Source organism: Agromyces sp. Y182, assembly GCF_059445385.1.
The window spans coordinates 463,978-484,061 of sequence record NZ_JCAIUF010000001.1 but is presented as its reverse complement, the minus strand read 5'-3'; the positions used below and the strand labels follow the sequence as shown (position 1 = coordinate 484,061).

At 69.4% G+C, this 20,084-nt stretch carries 17 protein-coding genes; 7 read left to right on the top strand and 10 right to left on the bottom strand.

Annotation, left to right across the window (positions count from 1 at the left end; genetic code table 11):
• The first annotated feature begins 216 nt into the window (after positions 1 to 216).
• Positions 217 to 1,149 carry a type IV toxin-antitoxin system AbiEi family antitoxin domain-containing protein gene (locus AC1C2R_RS02220; RefSeq protein ID WP_495378792.1) on the top strand — a complete coding sequence of 311 codons (933 nt, stop codon included), beginning with the start codon at positions 217 to 219 and terminating at the stop codon, positions 1,147 to 1,149.
• Between the two features lie 71 nt (positions 1,150 to 1,220).
• Here the strand turns inward: AC1C2R_RS02220 and hpaD are convergent, their stop codons facing one another.
• The 8 genes from hpaD to AC1C2R_RS02180 form a co-directional block, all read right to left on the bottom strand.
• Positions 1,221 to 2,342 carry a 3,4-dihydroxyphenylacetate 2,3-dioxygenase gene (hpaD, locus tag AC1C2R_RS02215; RefSeq protein WP_495378791.1) on the bottom strand — a complete coding sequence of 374 codons (1,122 nt, stop codon included), beginning with the start codon at positions 2,340 to 2,342 and terminating at the stop codon, positions 1,221 to 1,223.
• A 41-nt stretch (positions 2,343 to 2,383) separates the two neighbouring features.
• Positions 2,384 to 3,877: a 5-carboxymethyl-2-hydroxymuconate semialdehyde dehydrogenase gene (hpaE, locus tag AC1C2R_RS02210; protein ID WP_495350915.1), complete on the bottom strand. Its 1,494-nt coding sequence runs from the start codon at positions 3,875 to 3,877 to the stop codon at positions 2,384 to 2,386.
• Between the two features lie 23 nt (positions 3,878 to 3,900).
• A complete protein-coding gene (locus tag AC1C2R_RS02205) occupies positions 3,901 to 4,638 on the bottom strand; it encodes a GntR family transcriptional regulator (RefSeq protein WP_495378790.1) in 738 nt (245 codons plus the stop codon).
• 13 nt (positions 4,639 to 4,651) lie between these two features.
• Positions 4,652 to 6,220 (bottom strand): fumarylacetoacetate hydrolase family protein, encoded by a 1,569-nt coding sequence (locus AC1C2R_RS02200; RefSeq protein WP_495350913.1) that lies wholly within the window; start codon positions 6,218 to 6,220, stop codon positions 4,652 to 4,654.
• Positions 6,221 to 6,375: 155 nt separating this feature from the next.
• Positions 6,376 to 7,212 carry an HpcH/HpaI aldolase family protein gene (locus tag AC1C2R_RS02195; RefSeq protein WP_495350912.1) on the bottom strand — a complete coding sequence of 279 codons (837 nt, stop codon included), beginning with the start codon at positions 7,210 to 7,212 and terminating at the stop codon, positions 6,376 to 6,378.
• Positions 7,197 to 7,982, bottom strand: coding sequence for a 2-oxo-hept-4-ene-1,7-dioate hydratase (gene hpaH / locus AC1C2R_RS02190; RefSeq protein ID WP_495350911.1), 786 nt, complete (start codon positions 7,980 to 7,982; stop codon positions 7,197 to 7,199). The genes AC1C2R_RS02195 and hpaH overlap by 16 nt, the downstream gene beginning before the upstream one ends.
• Positions 7,983 to 8,051: 69 nt before the next feature.
• A complete protein-coding gene (locus tag AC1C2R_RS02185; protein ID WP_495378789.1) occupies positions 8,052 to 9,707 on the bottom strand; it encodes a thiamine pyrophosphate-binding protein in 1,656 nt (551 codons plus the stop codon).
• A 118-nt stretch (positions 9,708 to 9,825) separates the two neighbouring features.
• A complete protein-coding gene (locus AC1C2R_RS02180; RefSeq protein WP_495350909.1) occupies positions 9,826 to 10,179 on the bottom strand; it encodes a biotin transporter BioY in 354 nt (117 codons plus the stop codon).
• Between the two features lie 19 nt (positions 10,180 to 10,198).
• On the opposite strand from AC1C2R_RS02180, the gene AC1C2R_RS02175 reads away from it, so the two are divergent.
• Positions 10,199 to 10,507, top strand: a complete 309-nt coding sequence (locus AC1C2R_RS02175; protein WP_495350908.1) for a hypothetical protein — start codon at positions 10,199 to 10,201, stop codon at positions 10,505 to 10,507.
• Positions 10,508 to 10,548: 41 nt separating this feature from the next.
• Here AC1C2R_RS02175 and AC1C2R_RS02170 read toward each other — a convergent pair whose 3' ends face one another.
• Positions 10,549 to 11,832, bottom strand: a complete 1,284-nt coding sequence (locus AC1C2R_RS02170; protein WP_495378788.1) for an alkaline phosphatase family protein — start codon at positions 11,830 to 11,832, stop codon at positions 10,549 to 10,551.
• A 394-nt stretch (positions 11,833 to 12,226) separates the two neighbouring features.
• Here AC1C2R_RS02170 and AC1C2R_RS02165 point away from each other — a divergent pair, with 394 nt between their 5' ends.
• Positions 12,227 to 14,350 (top strand): outer membrane protein assembly factor BamB family protein, encoded by a 2,124-nt coding sequence (locus AC1C2R_RS02165; RefSeq protein ID WP_495378787.1) that lies wholly within the window; start codon positions 12,227 to 12,229, stop codon positions 14,348 to 14,350.
• On the opposite strand, the gene AC1C2R_RS02160 is transcribed toward AC1C2R_RS02165, so the two are convergent.
• Positions 14,340 to 15,335, bottom strand: a complete 996-nt coding sequence (locus AC1C2R_RS02160; RefSeq protein ID WP_495378786.1) for an Lrp/AsnC family transcriptional regulator — start codon at positions 15,333 to 15,335, stop codon at positions 14,340 to 14,342. The genes AC1C2R_RS02165 and AC1C2R_RS02160 overlap by 11 nt on opposite strands.
• 176 nt (positions 15,336 to 15,511) lie before the next feature.
• Here AC1C2R_RS02160 and AC1C2R_RS02155 point away from each other — a divergent pair, with 176 nt between their 5' ends.
• Genes AC1C2R_RS02155 through AC1C2R_RS02140 form a run of 4 tightly spaced genes read left to right on the top strand, consistent with a single transcriptional unit; the run spans position 15,512 to position 20,083 of the window.
• Positions 15,512 to 16,885 (top strand): ABC transporter substrate-binding protein, encoded by a 1,374-nt coding sequence (locus tag AC1C2R_RS02155; protein WP_495378785.1) that lies wholly within the window; start codon positions 15,512 to 15,514, stop codon positions 16,883 to 16,885.
• Positions 16,882 to 17,844 carry a carbohydrate ABC transporter permease gene (locus AC1C2R_RS02150; protein ID WP_495378784.1) on the top strand — a complete coding sequence of 321 codons (963 nt, stop codon included), beginning with the start codon at positions 16,882 to 16,884 and terminating at the stop codon, positions 17,842 to 17,844. The genes AC1C2R_RS02155 and AC1C2R_RS02150 overlap by 4 nt, the downstream gene beginning before the upstream one ends.
• Positions 17,841 to 18,710 carry a carbohydrate ABC transporter permease gene (locus tag AC1C2R_RS02145; RefSeq protein ID WP_495378783.1) on the top strand — a complete coding sequence of 290 codons (870 nt, stop codon included), beginning with the start codon at positions 17,841 to 17,843 and terminating at the stop codon, positions 18,708 to 18,710. The genes AC1C2R_RS02150 and AC1C2R_RS02145 overlap by 4 nt, the downstream gene beginning before the upstream one ends.
• Complete coding sequence (locus AC1C2R_RS02140; RefSeq protein ID WP_495378782.1) at positions 18,707 to 20,083, top strand: Gfo/Idh/MocA family protein; 1,377 nt, start codon at positions 18,707 to 18,709, stop codon at positions 20,081 to 20,083. The genes AC1C2R_RS02145 and AC1C2R_RS02140 overlap by 4 nt, the downstream gene beginning before the upstream one ends.
• Position 20,084: the final 1 nt, after the last annotated feature.

Below are 20,084 nucleotides of genomic sequence, written 5' to 3'. Positions count from 1 at the left end.
AGGTGAACGAGAAGACGGTGGAGCCGACTCGAACTCCGGATCGAAGCTGCGACTCGCCGTGTCTCGTGATGCTGACCCGGCGTGTCACGTTCCTGCCCCGGAGTTGTGCACGGGGCCGTCCCACCACTCGGCCTCCACAGGAGCGGATCTGTCACGGGCGGGCACCGGTGCGCGGCTGGCGGCGGATGCATCGGCGGACGCCGTCATGCTCGGGCCATGGTCGATGCTCGAGATGTCGTGCGTGCGTTCGGCGGAGTCTGCACGGCGGCCGATCTGCTCGCGGCCGGACAGAGCCGTCGAGCGATCACCGCCGCGCTCGAACGCGGCGAGATCGAGCGCGCCCGTCGCGGCGTGTTCGTGGAACCGGCCCTGCCCGCACCCGCCAAGCGTGCAGTGCGGGTGGGCGGCCGACTCGCCTGCATCTCTGCCGCACGTCTTCATGGGCTGCGGGTGCTCACTGATGCCTCCGAACTGCACGTTCACGTCGGACCTCATGCGACACGCCTGCGCGATCCCGATGACCGGTCGAGGCCGGTTCGTGTGGCAGAGGCGGGCGGGCGCGTGCGGTTGCACTGGGAGCAGCACCGGCCGGCGAACGGCGTCATCGTGTCGCTCGAGGACTGCCTCGCCGAGATGCTCGCCTGCGTGCCCGAGCTGGATGCGCTGTGCGCGCTCGATTCCGCACGGGAGCTGGTCGACTGGAGGTCGGAGAGACCGCAACTCCTCGACGACCTCGGCTTCGCTCGGCTCCTCGAGCGACTGCCCGGCTCACTGCAACGGATCGCGCGACGTTCGAGTCCGAGCAGTCAGGCCGTTGCTGAGACGGTCGCGCGCGAGAGATTCCGCGTCGCCGGGATCCCGGCGACGCCGCAGGTAGCGCTGCCCGGCGGATTCTGGGCGGACTTCCTCATCGGCGAACGGCTGATCTTCGAGGTCGACGGGGAGGGGCCGCACTCTCAGCCCGGCGCGTTCGACCGCGACCGAAGCCGGTGGGCATGGCTGAAGGCGATCGGCTATACGCACATCTCGTTCAGCCACCGGCAGGTGCTCCACGAGTGGGAGTCGGTCGAGACCGCGATCCGACTGCTGATGGTGCGTGGAGTGCATCTCGCGGCGGGTGCTGTGCGCACCTCCGGATTCGGCGGGTGACACGCCGCATGATGCGCGCGAGGAACCGCGTGTCCTGCGGCCGATCCGGAGTTCTGCACAGCAGCAGGGCGCTACAGGGTGTGACCGAGCTTGAAGCCCTGCGCTTCGTCATCTTTGCGGGTGTACGAGAAGCCGTCGGCGCCGATCGTGACCTCCATCTCGGAGTCGTCGGTGCGGGCGACCACGGGCTTCGGGTTGCCGTCGAGGTCGAGCACCAGCGAGGCATCCGTGTACCAACTCGGCACGACGGGGTTGCCCCACCAGTCGCGTCGCTGGTTGTCGTGCACATCCCAGGTGACGACGGGGTTGTCGGGGTCGCCTGTGTAGTAGTCCTGCGTGTAGATCTCGACGCGGTGGCCGTCGGGGTCGCGCACGTACAGGTAGAACGCGTTCGAGACGCCGTGGCGGCCGGGGCCGCGCTCGATGACGTCGCTCATGCGCAGTGCGCCGAGCTTGTCGCAGATCGCGATGATGTTGTGCTTCTCGTGGGTGGCGAACGCGACGTGGTGCATTCGGGGGCCGTCGCCACCGGTCATGGCGGTGTCGTGCACCGTGGGCTTCCGGCGCAGCCAGGCCGCGTACGTCGTGCCGTGTTCGTCTTGGATGTCTTCGGTGACTCGGAAGCCAAGGTCTTCCATGTACTTCACGGCCCTGGGCACGTCGGGAGTGACCTGGTTGAAGTGGTCGAGCCGCACGAGGGCGCCCGGCGTGTAGAGGTCGTAGCGCCACGAGAGCCGCTCGACGTGCTCGACGTCGTAGAAGAACTCGTACGGGAAGCCGAGCGGGTCTTCGACGCGCACCGAGTCGCCGATGCCCTTGGTGTATCCCTCGGGGCGGCGCTCGACGCGGCAGCCGAGCTCCTCGTAGAAGTCGACCGCGCGGTCGAGGTCTTCAGGCGTGCGCACCCGGTAGCTGAAAGCGGCGACCGCGGCGACCGGGCCCTTGCGCAGCACGAGGTTGTGGTGGATGAACTCCTCGTAAGAGCGCAGGTAGACGGTGTTCTCGTCCTCCTCGGTGACGACGAGGTCGAGCACGTCGACGTAGAAGCGGCGCGAGGCCTCGAGGTCGGTGACGACGAGTTCCATGTACGCGCAGCGCACGATGTCGGGCGGGGTCGCCTCTGGGGTCGGGATGCGGTTCACCGGGGCGGGGATCGGGTCGGTGGCCGTCACGATGGGTTCGGGGAGTTGCATGTCAGCGTCCTTGCTCGAGATGTGTGAGGGGCGGGGCGGCCTCAGCCGCGGCCGAAGCGCGGCGAGTGCGCCTGGTTCAGGGTGATGTGCACGGCCTGCTGGTCGGTGTAGAAGTCGATCGAGCGGTAGCCGCCCTCGTGCCCGAGACCCGACGCCTTGACGCCGCCGAACGGGGTGCGCAGGTCTCGCACGTTGTTCGAATTCAGCCACACCATGCCCGCCTCGACCGACTGGGCGAAGTTGTGGGCGCGCTTCAGGTTGTTCGTCCAGATATAGGCGGCGAGGCCGTAGCGGGTGTCGTTCGCGAGCGCGAGCGCCTCTTCATCGGTGTCGAACGGGGTGATCGCGACGACGGGCCCGAAGATCTCCTCCTGGAAGATGCGGGCGTCAGGCGGGACATCCGCGAACACCGTCGGTGCGACATAGTTGCCGGTCGGCAGGCCGGCCGGCCGGCCGCCGCCCGCGACGAGCCGCCCCTCGCCCTTGCCGAGCTCGACGTAACTCATGACCTTGTCGTAGTGCTCGGGGTGCACGAGCGCGCCCACCTCGGTCTTCGGGTCGTGCGGGTCGCCGACCACGATGTTCTTCGCGCGTTCGGCGTACCGAGCGACGAAGTCGTCGTAGATCGGCCGCTCGACGAGCACACGCGAGCCCGCTGTGCAGCGCTCGCCGTTGAGGGAGAACACCCCGAACACGGTGGCATCGAGCGCGTCGTCGAGATCGGCGTCGGCGAACACGACGGCGGGCGACTTGCCGCCGAGCTCCATCGAGAGCCCCTTCAGGAACGGCGCGGCGTTGCCGAAGATGATCTGGCCGGTGCGGCTCTCACCGGTGAAGGAGATGAGCGGCACATCCGGATGCTTCACGAGCGCGTCGCCCGCCTCCTCGCCGAGCCCGTTGACGAGGTTGAAGACGCCGTCGGGCACGCCGGCCTCGCGGAAGATCTCGGCCCAGAGCGATGCCGACAACGGCGTGAACTCGGCCGGCTTCAGCACGACCGTGTTGCCGGTCGCGAGCGCCGGGGCGAGCTTCCACGACTCGAGCATGAACGGCGTGTTCCACGGGGTGATGAGGCCTGCGACGCCGATCGGCTTGCGGTTCACGTAGTTCACCTGGCGGCCGGGCACCTTGTACGTGTCGTCGCGCTGGGCGACGATCAGGTCGGCGAAGAAGCGGAAGTTCTCGGCGGCGCGCTGCGCCTGGCCGAGCGCCTGCGTGATCGGCAGGCCCGTGTCGAAGGTCTCGAGTTCGGCGAGACGCGCGTCGCTCGCCTCGACGAGGTCGGCGACCTTGTGCAGCACGCGCGAGCGTTGGCGAGGCAGCATCCGCGGCCAGAGCCCCTCGGTGAAGGCGCGTCTCGCGGCGGCGACGGCGAGGTCGATGTCGGCCTGCTGGCCGGCTGCGGCCTGCACGTAGGTCTCGTTCGAGACCGGGTCGAGCACGTCGAACGTCTCGCCGCCGTCGGAGTCGACGAACTCGCCGTCGATGAAGTGGCGGATGCGGTCGGGCAGGCCCTCGGGGATGTGGTGGGTCATGGTGATTCCTTCGTGTTCGAGCCTCAGGCGGTCGCGTCGACCGCGCGGGCTTCGGAGGCGGTGGAGTCGGTTGGGGCAGCGGATGCCGCGGCATCCGTCGAGCCCGCGGCTTTGTGCTTCGACTGGTGGGCGAGCACTGCGTCGAGCGTCGCGGTGCGATGGCTGCGAGCCGCGAGTTCGATCTCGAGCGGGTCGGCTCCCGTCTCGATGAGCGCGACAATGCGTTCGTGCTCGTCGACCGACTCGTGGGCTCGGCCCGGCACGAAGCTGAACGAGGAGTCGCGCAGCACCTTCATGCGGTTCCACCCGCGGTGCACGAGGTCGAGGATGTGCGGGTTCGTGCACTCCTCGAAGAGCACCGCGTGGAACTCGAGATTGAGCTCGGTGAAGCGGTGCGGGTCGAAATCGTCGAGCGTGCGCCGCATCCGTTCGTTGATCGCTCGCGCTCGCCGAAGGTGCTCGGCCGTGAGATGCGGCGCCGAGAGCGAGGTGGCTGCCCCCTCGACGAGGGCGAGCGTCTGCATGGTGTGCAGGTACTCGGTCTCCTTGATGAGCGCGACCTGCGCGCCGACGTTGCGTTCGAAGGTGACGAGCCCTTCCGCCTCGAGGCGCCGGATCGCTTCGCGCACCGGCACGACGCTCACCTCGAGTTCGGAGGCGATCTGGCCGAGCACGAGCCGGAAGCCGGGCACATAGCGGCCGTCATCGATGCGCTCGCGCAGGAACCGGTAGGCGAGTTGCGATTTGCTCTCGGCGTTCATCGGTCTTCGCCGGTCACTGGGCCGGTGCCCGAGATGGCTGAGCAGCGGCGTCGTACCTGGCGCGCCAGTCGGCGTTCATGGGGAAGAGTCCGTCGACGGATGCCCCGCCGGCGACCTGCTCGGCGACCCACGTCTCCTGCCGCTCCTGCTCGACGGCCTCGGCGACGACCTCCTCGACGAGTTGCGGCGGGATCACGATGACGCCGTCGCCGTCGCCGACGATGATGTCGCCCGGCTGCACGGCGGCGCCGCCGCACGCGATCGTGACGTCGACCTCCCAGGGCACGTGCTTGCGGCCGAGCACGCTCGGGTGCGGGCCCTGCGAGAACACCGGGATCTCGAACCCCGCGACGGCGTCGAAGTCGCGCACGCCGCCGTCGGTGACGATGCCCGCAGCACCACGCACCTGCGCACGGAGTGCGAGCACGTCGCCGACCGTGCCGGTGCCGCGCTCGCCGCGGGCCTCGACGACGAGCACTTCGCCCGGGGCGACGGTGTCGAAGGCGAGCTTCTGCGCGTTGAACCCTCCGCCGTGGCTTGCGAAGAGGTCGGGGCGGAACGGGATGAATCGCAGCGTCTTCGCGCGGCCGACGATGCGGTCGCCGGGATGGTTCGCCGTGACGCCCTCGATGAAGATGTCGTGGTAGCCGCGCTTGCGCAGGGCGACCGAGAGGGTGGCGACGGCGACGCCGGCGATCGCGGCCTTCAGCTCGCCAGTCAGCTCGAACCGATCGTGCCCCGAGCCTGTCGTGCTCCCTGAGCCGGTCGAAGGGAGCCGTTCGGCGACGTCCGCTTCCGCCGGCTCTGCGAGCGGAGAACTCGCTCGCCCGGCGGCGACGGCCGCGGCGAGCTCCGCCTCGGAGCCCCAAGCCTCGACCCGCTGAAGATCGTCGACGGCGGGCTGCGCGCCGAAGTCGCCGAACGGTGCGTCGCCCGCAGTCACGGTGGTCACGAGTCGGCCGGTGCTGGGAGCGCCCGCGGCATCCGGCGCATCGACCTCGACCTCGACCACATCGCCCGGCACGACGACGGAAGAGCCTGCGGGCGTTCCGGTGAGGATCACGTCGCCGGTCTCGAGGGTCATGTGCTGCGAGAGGTCGGCGACGAGCCGGCCGAACGGGAAGAGCAGTGCAGCGCTCGTGTCGTCTTGCACGAGTTCGCCGTTGACCCAGGTGCGAACGCGCAGCCCGTTGGGTGACACGGACGCCGCGGGGATCATCCCCGGGCCGAGCGGCGTGAAGCCGTCGCCGCCCTTCGAGCGCACATTCGAACCCTTGTCGGCGGCGCGCAGGTCGTAGAGGCCGAAGTCGTTGGCAGCGGTGACGGATGCGACGTGGCGCCAGCCGTCGTCGGGGGAGACGCGCCGTGCGGGCTCGCCGATGACGAGTGCGATCTCGCCCTCGAAGGCGAGCAGCTCGGTGCCCGCCGGGCGTTCGATCGTGCCTCCGGTCGCCGCGATCGAGGATGCCGGCTTCAGGAAGTAGCTCGGTTGCGCCGGAGTACGACCGCGCTGCTCGGCTCTCGAGCGGTAGTTGAGATGCACGGCGATGATCTTGCCCGGGGTGGTGGATTCGTCGGTCATTGACGCCCTCGTCTCTCAATATCTGAAATCATATACGATCTGTCGAGCGGTGTCGAGCGGTGTCGAGCGGTGTCGAGCGGTGTCGAGCGGTGTCGAGCGGTGTCGAGCGGTGTCGAGCGCGGTGCGAGCGGGCATGAACGCCCTCGTCGCGTGGATCAGTAGCCCGCGCGGGGCGGCTCGGCTGCTGCGGGCGGCGCCGACGCCGCGGCATCCGACTGGATGAACCGATCGGCGAGCGCCTCCGATGCGCGCGCGACGATCGCGACGTCGGCGCCGACGGCCACGAAGGCGGCGCCGGCGTCGAGGTACCGCTCGGCGTCATCGGCCACGAAGGCATTCACGCCGACGGGCTTGCCCGCCGCCGCCCCTGCCCGGATCGATCGCAGTACGCCTTCGACGACGTCGGGGTGCGACTGCTGGCCGAGCAGCCCCATCGAGGCGGCGAGATCGGCCGGTCCGACGAAGAGCGCGTCGACTCCGTCGACCGCCGCGATCTCCTCGACCACGGCCACGGCGGCCCCGGATTCGATCTGCACCGTGAGGCTGATCGTCGACGAGGCATCCGGAAGGTACCGCTCGACGCGGTTCCAGCGCGACGAACGCGCAAGCGAGGCGCCGACGCCCCGCACCCCGTCGGTCGGGTAGCGAACCGCCCGAGCGAGCTCGGCGGCCTGCGCGGCGGAGTCGACCATGGGCACGAGCAGGTTCTGCACGCCGAGGTCGAGGTACTGCTTGATCACGACGGCGTCGCCGATCGGCGGACGCACGACGGGAGCGACGGGGTAGGCCGAGACCGCGTAGAGCTGCGCGAGGATCGACTCGAGACCGTTGGGGGAGTGCTCGGCATCGATGAGCACCCAATCGAGGCCGCTGCCGGCTGCGAGCTCGGCCATGATCGGGCTGCCGGAGCAGACCCACATGCCCACGAGCGGGCGATCGGACGCCTCGATGCGGGTCGTGAGGGTGTCGGGAAGGGTCACTCGAATCGGCACGTGATGGCTCCAAGCTGTCCGTAGTCGGCGTGCACGGTGTCGCCGCGTTCGACCCACATGGGCCGGGTGAACGACCCCGCCAGGATGATCTCGCCCGTCTCGAGAGACTGACCGTGCTGGGCGAGCTTGTTCGCGAGCCAGGCCACGCCCATCGCGGGGTGACCGAGCACCGCGGCGGCGACCCCCGACTCCTCGATGGTCTGGTTGCGGTAGAGCAGCGCCGAGACCCAGCGGAGGTCGACCTCGTCGACCTTCACCGGTCGGCCGCCGATGACCATCGCGCCCATCGCGGCGTTGTCGCTGATCGTGTCCACGATCGTGCGGCCCGCCATCTCGATGTGCGAGTTCAGGATCTCGAGCGCGGGCACGACGTAGGCGGTGGCGTCGAGCACGTCGAAGATCGTGGCATCCGGGCCCCGCAGAGGCTTCGCGAGCACGAAGGCGAGCTCGACCTCGATGCGCACGTTCGAGAAGCGGTCGAATTCGACGGATGCTCCAGACTCGATGACCATGTCGTCGAAGATGACCCCGTAGTCGGGTTCCGTGATGCCGGTGGCGACCTGCATGACCTTCGAGGTGAGGCCGATCTTGCGACCCACGATGCGGTGGCCATCGGCCACGCGCCGCTTCGCCCAGAGCGCCTGCACCGCATAGGCGTCGTCGACGGTCATTTCAGGATGCCGCGTGGTGAGCAGTGGCACGATCGAGCGGTCGCGGTCGGCGGCGATGAGCTCGTCGGCGATCGCTGCGATCTGCGAGGGGTCGATCACGGAAGCTCCACTTCGTTGTCGAGGACTCTTGCACGAATCGTATACGATGCCGCGGTCCCGCATCCGCGGTCAGGAGTTCACGCGGATGATCTCCTCCTGATACGGCGCGACCACGGTGCTCGAGACGCGGCAGTCGAGCAGCAGGAAGCGACGGGAGTCGACGGGCTCGGCCGTCCAGGCGGCGAGCCGATCGAGGTCGGCGAGTTCACGAACGATGATGCCCTCCGCACCGACGGCGGAGGCGAGGCCCGCGAAATCGGTCTCGGGGATGAGCATGGGCGCCTCGGCGAGGCCCTTCAGACCGTAGAGGTGCACCTCGGCGCCGTATGCGGCGTCGTTCCAGACGACTGCGATGCCGCGCCCGCCAGTGGTGCGCACCGCGCTCTCGAGGTCGGCCATCGCCATCAGGCCACCGCCGTCGCCGGTCGTCAGCACGATCGTCGCATCGGGGCGTGCGATCGCGGCGCCGGGCACGCTCGCGAGCCCGAACCCGATCGACTGGAACGCCGTGCCGACCATCACCATGCGGTCGGGCGAGGCGACCGGCCAGTACATGTTCGCCCAGCCGATGAAGTGCCCGCCGTCGGAGACGACCACACGGTTCTCGGGCAGCAGTTCGCCGATGCGAGCTGCGACGCTGCGAGGGTCGAGTCGGCCATCGGATGCCACGGGATCGCCGGCCTCGTAGGTTCGCGCAGCGGCGACGTCGACACTCTCGCGCCATCCCGACGACTCGGCGCCGATGGCCTCGAGCTCGTGCACGAGGGCGCGCGCCACGACGGCGGCGTCGCCGCGAACGAACCCCGAGACGTTCGGGTGGGTGGCCGTGGCGGCGACGTCGACCTGCACCACGCGGGTGCCGGGTGCGAAGAGCTCGCCGAACCGCATCGTGAACTGGCCCAGCGAAGCGCCGAAGACGACCGCGACGTCGGCCTCGCGCACGAGTTCCATCGCACCGGCCGCGCCGAATCCGCCCGTGACGCCGAGATCGAAGCGGGCGTCGGGGAAGACACCGCGACCGAGTGCGCTCGACGCGGTGAGCGCGCCGGTCGCCTCGGCGATCGCGCCGAGGGCCTCGCCTGCATTCGCGAGCCAGGCGCCGCGGCCGGCGAGCAGGAACGGCCGACGTGCGGCGGCGAGCATCCCGGCGAGTTCGGCGATCGCGCGCGTCGCGAACTCGCCCTTCGGAGCGAGCGGAGCCGGCAGGCGCAGTGCAGGGGCCGACGCGTGTTCGTCGACGTCGACCTCGAGGCCGCCGACGTCATAGGGGATCGCGAGCACGGCAGCGGTGCGGTTGGCCAGGGCATGCTCGATCGCGAGCGCGGCGGTGGCCGCGACATCCGTTCGACCGACCGTGAAGGTGCGGGCGCCCACGCCGGCCGCAAGCGCGATCTGGTCGACGTCCCACGGCCGCGGCCCGGTCGTGGGCTCATCGCCGACGACGAGCACCAGCGGGATGCGCGCCTGAACCGCCTCGGCGAGCGGGGTGAGTGCGTTCGTGAACCCGGCCCCGTAGGTCGCGGTCGCGGCAGCGAGGCGCCCGGATGCCCGGAAGTGGGCGTCGGCGGCCACCACGGCACCGGCCTCGTGGCGCAGCGCGGTGTAGCTCGCGCTCGTGCGATCGAGTGCGTCGAGGAAGAGCGCGTTGCCGTTGCCCATGACCCCGAAAACGTGATCGATGTGGGTGGCGAGGGTGCGGGCGACGATGGCTGAGACCGACGGCATGGAGGCTCCTGACGAGACAGACGGACGAACGATTCCGTATGTGTCTCGCGAACCCGCTGGCGGATGGCTGCGTGCCCCTTTTTCGAGCACCGGCGATCGTCGCCGGACGACGGCGAGTCTACCGGGGCGGCAGTCGGTCGGCGGCCTTCCACGAGAGGGGGAGGAGTACCGCGGCGAGCACCGACTTGATCACGCCGCCGATGAGGAACGGGGTGAACCCGGCCGTCAGCACCGACGCGAGGTCGTTCGGTGCTCCGACCGAACCCAGGAACGCTGCGAGCCAGGGCAAGCCGATCGCGAACGTCGAGAGCGTGCCGGCCGCGCAGGCTGCGAGCGCCTTCCAGATGGTGCGGTTCCAGGTGCGCTCGGCGAACCAGCCGACGAGGCTTGCCGCGAGGACGAACCCGACGTACCCGCCGGTCGGCCCCGCGAGCACGCCCCATCCGATCGAGGCCTCGCTGAACCGGGCCACCACCCGACAGAATGGTGGGGTGAAGACGATTCAGTTGCGCCGGTACACACTCGTCGACGGAGAATACGACGCCTTCGTCGAGTGGTGGCGGGGGTCCATGCCGATCGTGCGGCCGGGCGCCGGGTTCGCCATCGAGTTCGCCTATGGTCTCCGCGAGTCGAACGAGTTCGTGTGGGCCGTGAGCGCGGTCGGCGACCGCGACGACTTCGCGCGGCTCGAGGAGACGTACCTGGCCTCGCCCGAGCGCGCAGCCGTGTTCGACGGGGTGCCGCAGCGGGTCGCCGTCCACGACATCCGATTCGTCGACGACGAGCCGCTGGCTGGCTGAGGCGAGCCCGGTCTGGCGGTCAGGCTCGTGCCTCGTCGCTGTCATCGAGTGCGGATGGCCTCGGTGAGCACGCGGCCATCGGCGCCGGCAGGTGCGTCGTACCCGAGGAGCGCGGCGATCGTCGGCGCCACGTCGATGTGCCGCGGGTCGGCCGGCGCACCGTTCGGGCGTACGCCGGCGCCCGAGAGCACGAGCGGCACCTCGAGGTTCCGGCTCGTGCCGTGCACCCCGGCGGCATCGGCCGGGGTCGCGCCGAGCGACCAGCCCTCTGCGGGCTCGATGACGAGCTCGCCGTACTTCGGCGACATGTGCATGGCCTGCTGATCGGTCTTGTCGTACACCGCGGAGACGTGCGGAAGCGCCGCGACCGCCTGCTCGATACGGGCAGCGGCCGTGGCGTCACCGGCGGCATCGCCGATCAGGTGCAGCGACCCGACCCCGCCGACGACGATCACGACCTCGGTCGCGGGCTGCGGGGCGCGCCCCGCGGCGAGAATCTCGGCGTCGTAGCCGAGGGCGTCGATCGCTGCGAGCAACGGCGACTGCATGCCCTGGGTGAAGGTGCTCATGCCGTGGTCGCCGGTCACGACGAAGGCCGTGCGTCCATAGATGCCGGCGTCCTTCGTCGCCTGGACGAGACGCCCGATCTGCTCGTCGACCTCGGCGAGCGCTGCAGGCATGCCAGCCGCGGCGGAGCCGTCGGCATGACCGAGCACGTCGAGCGTGTCGCAGTACACCGCGATCAGGTCGGGGATGCCGTTCGCGGTGGTCAGCTGCCCGCCGCTGTCGACGGGTTCGCCGTTCAGTACGGCGATGGCGTCATCGGCCCGGCGGTCGCAGGTGCCGCCGGGTTGTGTGTAGAGCCCGTCGGGATCGCCGTAGGCGACGCCGTGGTTCTGCAGGATGAACCACTGCGATGACATCACCGTGCCGCCCTGATCGCGGATCGCCTCTGCGATGGTCGGCACTGCGAGGTCGCGCTGCTGGCTGCGGGCGGTGCCGGTCTCGGCGTCGAACCAGTACGCCGTGTTCAGATGCGTCTCGGGCCAGGCGCCGGTCGCGATCGACGACCACGACGGGTTCGTGATCGAGGTCATCACCCCGGTCGAGGTCGTGAGGCTGCCCCGCTTGGCGAGATGGCGGAGGTTCGGCATCGGGGCGTCGTCGAGGTACCGGGCGTCGAACCCGTCGAGGGCGATGAGTACGACATGCTCGGCCGGGGGCGGCGGCAACGCGCTCGCAGCCGTCGCGGAGGCGCCCGCGATGCCAGCGGCGGTGAGGGCCGTCACGGCGAACGCGACGAGGGAACGGGATCGGGTATGCATCGATCTGACTCCTGAGTGTTCTGGCGAATGGACACCGGGGGTCCCGGATGCTTCGACGCTGGCGCGCACGTCGAGGGTCGGTCAACCACGGACACGGTGCGTGCAAGGAACCGGGAACCGTGCGGGGGAGGTTGACGGGAATCCGTCACCTCAGCGACATCCGCCCGCTCGGATGCCGGTTTCTTGCGCCGATGCTCGGACACATGTCGATCCCTCGCAAACCATCGCGGCGCGCTGGCCGTCGGCATGCGGCGGTCGGTTGGGTGCAGGGAAGAGCAGACCGACGACGAAGTGGAGCGCGACGATGGTGGACCGGGCGATCGAGACAGGCAAGCGACCGAGGGTGAGCCGACGGGGATTCCTCGGCCTGTCGGCGGTCGGAGTCGGGTTGGGCATGGCTGCGACGGACTGGGGGCCGTGGCCCGGAGCCGCGGTGGGCGCGGCGCGCGCCGCCGGATCCGAGGCCCCGATGCGCTTCGTCGTGCTCACCGATACCCACGGCAACGACGAGGAGACCGCTCGTCTCGAGAACCTGTCGAGGGTCTTCGCCGCCGTCGAAGCCGAGGACCCGGAGTTCGTGCTGCACTGCGGTGACATCAGCGACTACGGCGACGACTCGGGATTCGAGGCCTACCGTTCGACCATTCCCGCGGCGCTGTGGGAGCGGATCCGCCACGTGCCCGGCAATCATGAGATCAGATGGGATGTCACGGCGCGAGAGCGGTTCCAGCACTGGTTCGGGCCCACGAGCTATAGCTTCGACGCCGGCGGCGTGCACTTCATCGCGCTCGATCCGACCCAGGCGCTGCAGGAACCCGGACTGTTCGGCGACGACCTCGACACGATCCGTCGCGATCTGGATGCCGCGGGCACGACGCCGAGCGTGATGTTCCTGCACTTCCCCCTCGCAGGACGCAATCACTACGTCAACGACGCCGATGCGCTGCTGCGCACCATCGAGCCGTTCCCCGTGCGGGGGATCTTCGCGGGGCACATCCACCGCAACGAGGTCGATCGGTTCAACGGACTCACGCAGGTCGCGGCCGTCGCCACGCGCAGCGGGCCCTTCTACCTCCGTGTCACCGAACGCGATGACGAGGCAGGGCGGGTGCTCGTGGTCGAACAGGTCACCCTCGGCGCGGCCGACACCGACCCGCCGACGATCGACCTCCTCACGGAGATGCCGCTCGACGCGGGGCCGGGCCAAGCGGCCGGTCCGGTTCGGGGCGGCGCACGCATCGACGATGAACGCATCGAAGTCAGCGCCACCGCCGGATCGGCCGCCGCGGGCGTGTCGGCCCAGCTGTACCCGCAAGAGCTGTTCGGCACTGCGGCCGACGGCGTCTGGGTACCGCTCGACCGCACCGGTGGCACATGGAGTGGATCCCTCGACGCGGCGGCGCTCCCGCCCGGCGTGCACCGGGTCCGCCTCCAAGCGGTCGACGGGGCCGGTGCACTCTGGCACGAGACGGTCACGGTCGAGCGTCGCGGCGGATCGCTGTCGAAGCCGAAGTGGGAGCAGCAGCTCGGCGGACAGATCCAGGGTGCGCTCGCGGCGTTCGGGTCGACGGTCGTCGCCGCATCGACAACAGGCCGAGTCGCGGCGCTGCGCATCACGGGCGCCGCCCACCACCGACTGTGGGAGCGCGAACTCGGCGCCGTGCACCGCGGCGCGGCCTTCTCGAGTGACGGCGCGATCGTCGTCGTGCCCGGAGCCGATCACACGCTCACGGCGCTCGACGCTGCGAGCGGTCGAACCCGTTGGGCCGCGGATCTCGGGCGCCCCGTGATGTCGACACCGGCGGTGTTCGACGTCGGAGGAGTCGACCAGGTCATCGTTGCGGCGGGCGACCGGCTCTTCTGCCTCGACAGCTCGGGAGCGATCGTGTGGGAATCGGAGGTGCCGCGGCTCTCGGCTGGGCGAGCGGGCTTCGACGGCGAGCGCGTCTACGTCGGCGCGGGCGATGGGCGCGGATACGCGTACGACGTGGCGACCGGCGCGCGCCTGTGGTCGGTGCTGACGAACACCAGACCCGACACGTACCGGCAATTGATCTACGGGCCATGGGACGACTGGGTCGAGATCCTCCCGACGGGCGCCGTGCTCTTCAGCACCGTCGCCAACGCCATCGCCGTGGACCCGCGCACGGGCGCGGAGCTGTGGCGGATCGACGGAAGCTACATCTTCGCGCCCGGCGTGATGCTCGACGACGGGAGCCTGCTGCTGACGACGGAGTGGGGCATCGTCGACGCGATCGACCCTGCGACGGGGGTGAGACGGTGGAGCACGCAGGCAGTGCCGCGCGTTGTCAACGCCGGCCCGGTGCGCGACGAGCGGAGCGGCACGGTCTGGCTCGTCGGCACGGGCGGACTACTGGTCGCGATCGACCCGGCGAGCGGTGCGGTGACGGTGGATCGTCAGCTCTTCACGGCCAACACCTTCTCCACCCCGGTCGTCGTCGGACGGCAGCCGATCGTCGGCGCGCAGGACGGCGTGCTCAGAGGCCTCACCGTCTGATCGCGAGCTCGGCCGGAACGGGTGGACCGGTGAGGCCGGCGCGCTTGAGCGACTGCAGCGCGACCGCGACGTCGGCGTGCTGCAGTCCGGGAAGGCCGCCGATCGTGTCGGAGATGAAGCCGTAGAGCGCAGCGTCGGAGGCGAGTGCGATCTCACCGCATAGGTTCCGGTCGCCCGTCGTCGCCGCGATCATCAGTACCGACGGGTGTTCGGCGAGCAACTCCCCGGCGCGCCCGAGCTGGGTCGGATTCACGTTGAGCGATACGAAGGCGTTCACCGGCAGCCCGATGCGCTCGGGCTCGACAACCGTGCGCATGCGCAGTGCGCCCGACGCCATCATCGCCTCGGTACGGCGACGAACCGTGACCGGGTTGGCGCCGCAGAGCTCGGCGAGCCGCTGCCAGCCGAGCCGGCCGTCGAGTGCGAGCGATGCTGCGATCCGCTCATCGAGCGCGTCGGTCGCGGCAGGCTGACCCGGCAGTGGCTCGTGCCACGGATCCAGTCGCTGGCTGCGCAGCTGCTCGACCAAATCGCCGACGAGCAGGTCGGGAAGCCAGCTGTGCGGCGTCGCGAAGCGGCGGATCACCTGGTTGCTCCAAACGGCGAGTACCCCATCGAGGGCGGGGAGCTGCTCGAGCGTGATCGCCAGGAGGTGCTCGTTCGTCGTGTAGCTGATCTCGGCGATGCAGTCGACGCTGCCGGTCAGCAGCTTGACCGACCCTGACTCCGGCCAGGCAGCCAGTCGTTCGGCCGAACGAAGGGCCTCGCCCGGACGGCACCGCAGCCGGACGAACAACGAGCGCGTGCGCCTCGTCGCCTCGCCGTCGAGCACTCCGACGACCCGCACGGTGCCGTCGTGGAGCAGACGCGATGCGCGACGGGACACGGTCGCCTCGGAGGTGAACACCACTTCGCTGATCTGCGCATTGCTCGCGCGCGGATTGGCCATCAAGGCGCCGACGATGCGACGGTCGAGATCATCCAACGGATGCACCTTCGATTCATGAGTAGGGTCGACGGGGTTGCTTTCTTGCAACCTACTCGCAAATGTCGTCGATGACCCTCAATCGCAGAGAGGATCGGCGTACCCGCGCGGTGGCGGCAGGCCCGCCCCGCACGACAGCAACGGCGCTTCGCGCCACGACACGAGGAGTGACGCACATGACCCCCAAGTTCAAGCCGCGCATCGCGGCATCCATCGCGGCCGTGGCCGCACTCGCCCTGCTCGCGGGCTGTTCCGGCGACAACGAACCGGTCGCCGACCAGTCCGTGACGTTCTGGACGCCGCAGACCACACCCGAGCGTCTCGCCGCGCAGGAGGCGATCGCTGCCGCATTCACCGAGGAGACCGGCATCGAGGTCGAAGTCGTGCCCATGGCCGGTGCTGATCAGGATCAGGCGCTCGTCACCGGCGCCGCATCGGGAGACGTGCCGGACGTGATCCTCCACGCTTCGACGCAGACCGGCGCGTGGACGTCGCAGGGCCTCCTCGACACCGAAGCAGCAACAGCGGTCGTCGACACGCTCGGGCAGGAGACGTTCAATGAGCACGCCATCGAGGCGATCACGCTCGACGACCAGATCTCGGCCGTGCCGAGCGACGGCTGGACGCATGTGATCGCCTACCGCACCGACCTGCTCGAGCAGGTCGGGGTCGACGTGCCCACGAGTGTCGCGGAGCTCGCGGACGCAGCGACGACGGTCAAGGACGAGCTCGGCATCACGGGCCTCGCCTTCGGCACCCAGGCCGGCACGGCGTCGGCGACCGAGGGAATCCAGTCGATCTTCCAGAGCGCAGGCTGCGACCTCGTCGTCGACGGTGAGGTCGCGATCGACTCGAAGGAGTGCACAGGGGCCGCCGAACAGTTCCTCACGCTCCGCAACTCCTCAGTTGCGGGCGACTTCGACGTGACGAGCGCACGCGCTGCGTACATGAACGGCGACGCCGCGATGCTGCTCTTCTCGACGCACATCCTCGATGAGCTCGCGGGACTCGACGAGGCCACCCCGGCCACGTGCGCGGAGTGCGCCGAGACCCCGACGTTCCTCGCGGACAACACGCAGTTCATCACGGTGGTCGACGAGGAGCACCCTGCACAGTACGGCGCGATCCTCAGCTACGGCATTCCGACCGGCGCGAACGTCGAGGCTGCGCAGCAGTATATCGAGTACGTGATGAGCACCGGATACGTCGACACGCTCGCAGTCGCGACCGAGGGTCGCATCCCGCTGCGGAACGGCACCGCCGATGACCCGACCGAGTTCATCTCGGCCTGGGGTGAACTCGGCATCGGCCCCGGACAGGAGAAGACCTCCGTCGAGCTCTACGGCGAGGAGTTCGTCGCCGGCATCCAGAGCGGCATCAATGCCGTCTACCAGTGGGGGATGGGCACGGACGACGCGACCCTGGCCGGACTCGTCGCGAGCCAAGGCGTGCTCGCCGGGCAGATCGACCAGCTCTACACCGGCACTTCCGCGGCCGACGTGACGGCCGCGATGCGTACGGCCGTCGAGGAGGTCCAGGCAGGCCTGTGACCCGCACTGCACCAGCTCGGACCGACCGGGGGCGGCAGCTCAGCCGCCCCCGGCGGGAGAACCGCAACGGCCTGATCCTCACGGCGCCGACGCTCGTCGTCGTACTGTTGGCGTCGATCCTTCCCATGATCCTCGTCGTGGTCTTCGCCTTCAGCGAGATCCGCCTCGTCGACATCCCCCTCCTCGGCACCCAGCCGATCGACTGGACGCTCGACAACTTCACCCGTGCCCTGCGCAACCCGTCGTTCTGGAACGCGCTCGGCACGACACTGCTCTACTCGACGCTCACCATGATCGGATCGGTCGGCGTCGGACTCGCGCTCGCCCTCGCGCTGCGCCGGCCGTTCCGCGGACGCGGCATCGTCCGGGCACTGCTGCTCGTGCCCTACGTGCTGCCGCTCATCGCGGCCGCGACGATCTGGCAGACCATGCTCAACCCGCAGTACGGGCTCGTCAACTCCTTCGGCCGCGAGTTCCTCGGGTGGGAGACCGCGATCGGGTTCCTCAACACCTCTCGGTACGAGGTCCTCGGCGTCGAGGTCCCGCTGGCGCTGCTCGTGGTCGTCCTCTTCGAGATCTGGACGTCGGCGCCGCTCTCGTTCCTCTTCATCACCGCCCGCCTGCAGGGCGTCACCCCCGGCATCGAGGAGGCCGCAGCGCTCGACGGTGCGAACGGCTTCCAGATCATCACCCGCATCGTCATGCCGCAACTGAAGGGCGTGATCCTGCTGCTGTGCCTGCTGCGCTTCATCTGGACGTTCCAGAGCTTCAGCGAGATCTACCTGCTCACCGAGGGGGCCGGCGGCACCCAGGTGATGGCACTCAAGGTCTACACCGAACTCGTCACGCGTGCCGACATCGGAAGCGCCGCGGCGTACGGCCTGCTCATGTCTGTGGTGCTGATCGCGCTGCTGGCGGTATACGTCGTGTTCTCACGCCGGAAGGTGGACCTCGAATGAGCCGCAAACGCTCCCCGCTGGCGCCGAGTCCCGCGGCCAACGCGGGCCGGGTCATCCTCATCGTCATCGCGCTCGTGATCTCGATCGGGCCCGTCGCCTACGGGTTCCTGCTCTCGCTCCGGCCGTACTCGGCGATCGTCCAGGCGCCGCTCGACCTCATCCCCGCGTTCAGCGAACTCGACTTCTCCGCCTACTCGACGGCGATGCTCGATCAGTCGCAGGGCGGATTCGGACTCGGCCGGTTCGTGCTGAACTCGCTCATCGTCGCGTGCTTCACCGTCGTGCTCTCGATCATCGTGTCGATCCTCGGGGCGTACGCTGCCGCCCGCCTGCGCTACCGCGGACGCAAGACGGTCAACGCGATCATCCTCGGCATCTACCTGTTCCCGGGCATCGTGCTGTCCGTGCCGCTGTTCGTGCTGCTGGCCAAGGCAGGGCTGACGGGATCACTCGTCGGCCTGTTCTTCGTCTACGTCGCCACGACGGTTCCCGTCTCGATCTACATGATGCGCAACTACTTCCTCGCCCTGCCCGAGAGCATCGAGGAGGCCGCGACCATCGACGGAGCTTCACTGCCCCAGATGCTGCGGAGCGTCGTGCTGCCGATCGCGCTCCCCGGCGTCGTGGCCACGGCGGTCTACGTCTTCATGATCGCCTGGAACGAGTACTTCTACGCGCTGCTCTTCCTCGTGCAGGACCAATCGCTGTGGACGGCGCCGCTCGGCATCTCGCAGCTCGCCGACTTCAACGTGCCCGTTCCGGTGCTTTTGGCGGGATCCATCGCCGTCACCGTGCCCGTCGTGATCCTGTTCTTCGTCGCGCAGCGCTATCTCGTCGACGGCTTGACCTCTGGAGCGGAGAAATGAGTTCGACACCTCAGCGGATCGTCATCATCGGTGCGGGCGGTCGTGGTCGCGATGCGTACGGCCGCTGGGCGATCGAACACCCCGACCTGGCGCGCATCGTCGCGGTCGCCGATATCGACGAGGCTCGGCGCACGACACTGGCGACTGACGCGGGCGGAGCGGCGGAGTACGGCGACTGGCGGGAGGTCGTCGCCGATCTCGGCGCGCTCGCCGCCGACGGCGTCATCATCGCGGTTCCCGACGCGATGCACGTCGACGTCGCGATCGCAGTGGCGGATGCCGGGGTGCCGTTCCTGCTCGAGAAGCCGGCGGCTCCCACCCTCGCCGAGCTGGAACGCCTCGCGATCCACGCGGGCAGGGTCTCGGCGCGACTGGCGATCGGGCACGTGCTGCGGTTCACTCCGTTCTGGCGCACGATCAAGCAGATCGTCGACTCGGGCACCATCGGCAGGCTCATGACGATCGAGGTCCGCGAGAACATCGGGTTCTGGCACTTCGCGCATTCGTATGTGCGCGGCAACTGGCGCAACACCGCCACGTCGAGCGCGATGGTGCTCGCCAAGACTTCCCACGATCTCGACCTCATCCGATGGATCGCGGGCAATGCCCCAGAGACGCTGTACAGCATCGGGGGGCTCTCGTGGTTCCGCCCGGAGAACGCACCGGCCGGTGCGCCCGCGTTCTGCGTCGACGGATGCCCGGTCGCCGAGACGTGCCCGTTCTTCGCGCCGAGGTACTACGTCGAGGCGCTCGCCGATGTGGACGGCCATCCGGTCCATCTCCTCGGCGACGACACGTCGATCGCCGGGCGGCTCGAGGCGTTGCGCTCCGGTGACTACGGCCGATGCGTGTTCCACAGCGACAACGACGTGGCCGATCATCAGCAGACGACCATGCAGTTCCCCGACGGATTGACGGCGACGTTGACGGCGTCGGCATTCACGGCCGAGAACACGCGAGTCGTCGCGATCACCGGGTCGGGCGGCCAGTTGACGGGTCACATGGAACGCGGCGAACTCGTCGTCGACCTGTTCTCACCCGGCGCCGCGCTGCCCGACGGGCTGCCGATCGCCCGGCACGAGGTGACCCCGATGAAGCCGATGGGGCACTCGCGACACACGGTGACCGTCACGATGCCGAACGCCGATCTCGGCGACCACGCCGGCCACGCCGGCGGCGATGCCGGGCTGATGGCCGAGTTCGTCGCCGCTCTCGGGCGGGGGACGGTGGGTTCCGGTGAGCTCTCGTTCAGCACGGCGCTCGACAGCCATCTGATGGCGTTCGCGGCGGAGGAGTCGCGGCTGAGCGGGTCGCGCATCGAGTTCGCGGAATGGGTGAGCGAGCTCGGCATCGCGCCCGACGAGGCAGCGTGAG

Excerpts from the sequence above, each read along its gene's own strand:
- hpaD (WP_495378791.1), bottom strand. The coding sequence starts at position 2,342 with ATGCAACTCCCCGAACCCATCGTGACGGCCACCGACCCGATCCCCGCC.
- AC1C2R_RS02205 (WP_495378790.1), bottom strand. The coding sequence starts at position 4,638 with ATGAACGCCGAGAGCAAATCGCAACTCGCCTACCGGTTCCTGCGCGAG.
- AC1C2R_RS02170 (WP_495378788.1), bottom strand. The coding sequence starts at position 11,832 with ATGCATACCCGATCCCGTTCCCTCGTCGCGTTCGCCGTGACGGCCCTC.
- AC1C2R_RS02155 (WP_495378785.1), top strand. The coding sequence starts at position 15,512 with ATGACCCCCAAGTTCAAGCCGCGCATCGCGGCATCCATCGCGGCCGTG.
- AC1C2R_RS02165 (WP_495378787.1), top strand. The coding sequence starts at position 12,227 with ATGGCTGCGACGGACTGGGGGCCGTGGCCCGGAGCCGCGGTGGGCGCG.
- AC1C2R_RS02145 (WP_495378783.1), top strand. The coding sequence starts at position 17,841 with ATGAGCCGCAAACGCTCCCCGCTGGCGCCGAGTCCCGCGGCCAACGCG.
- AC1C2R_RS02200 (WP_495350913.1), bottom strand. The coding sequence starts at position 6,220 with ATGACCGACGAATCCACCACCCCGGGCAAGATCATCGCCGTGCATCTC.
- AC1C2R_RS02185 (WP_495378789.1), bottom strand. The coding sequence starts at position 9,707 with ATGCCGTCGGTCTCAGCCATCGTCGCCCGCACCCTCGCCACCCACATC.
- AC1C2R_RS02140 (WP_495378782.1), top strand. The coding sequence starts at position 18,707 with ATGAGTTCGACACCTCAGCGGATCGTCATCATCGGTGCGGGCGGTCGT.
- AC1C2R_RS02220 (WP_495378792.1), top strand. The coding sequence starts at position 217 with ATGGTCGATGCTCGAGATGTCGTGCGTGCGTTCGGCGGAGTCTGCACG.
- hpaE (WP_495350915.1), bottom strand. The coding sequence starts at position 3,877 with ATGACCCACCACATCCCCGAGGGCCTGCCCGACCGCATCCGCCACTTC.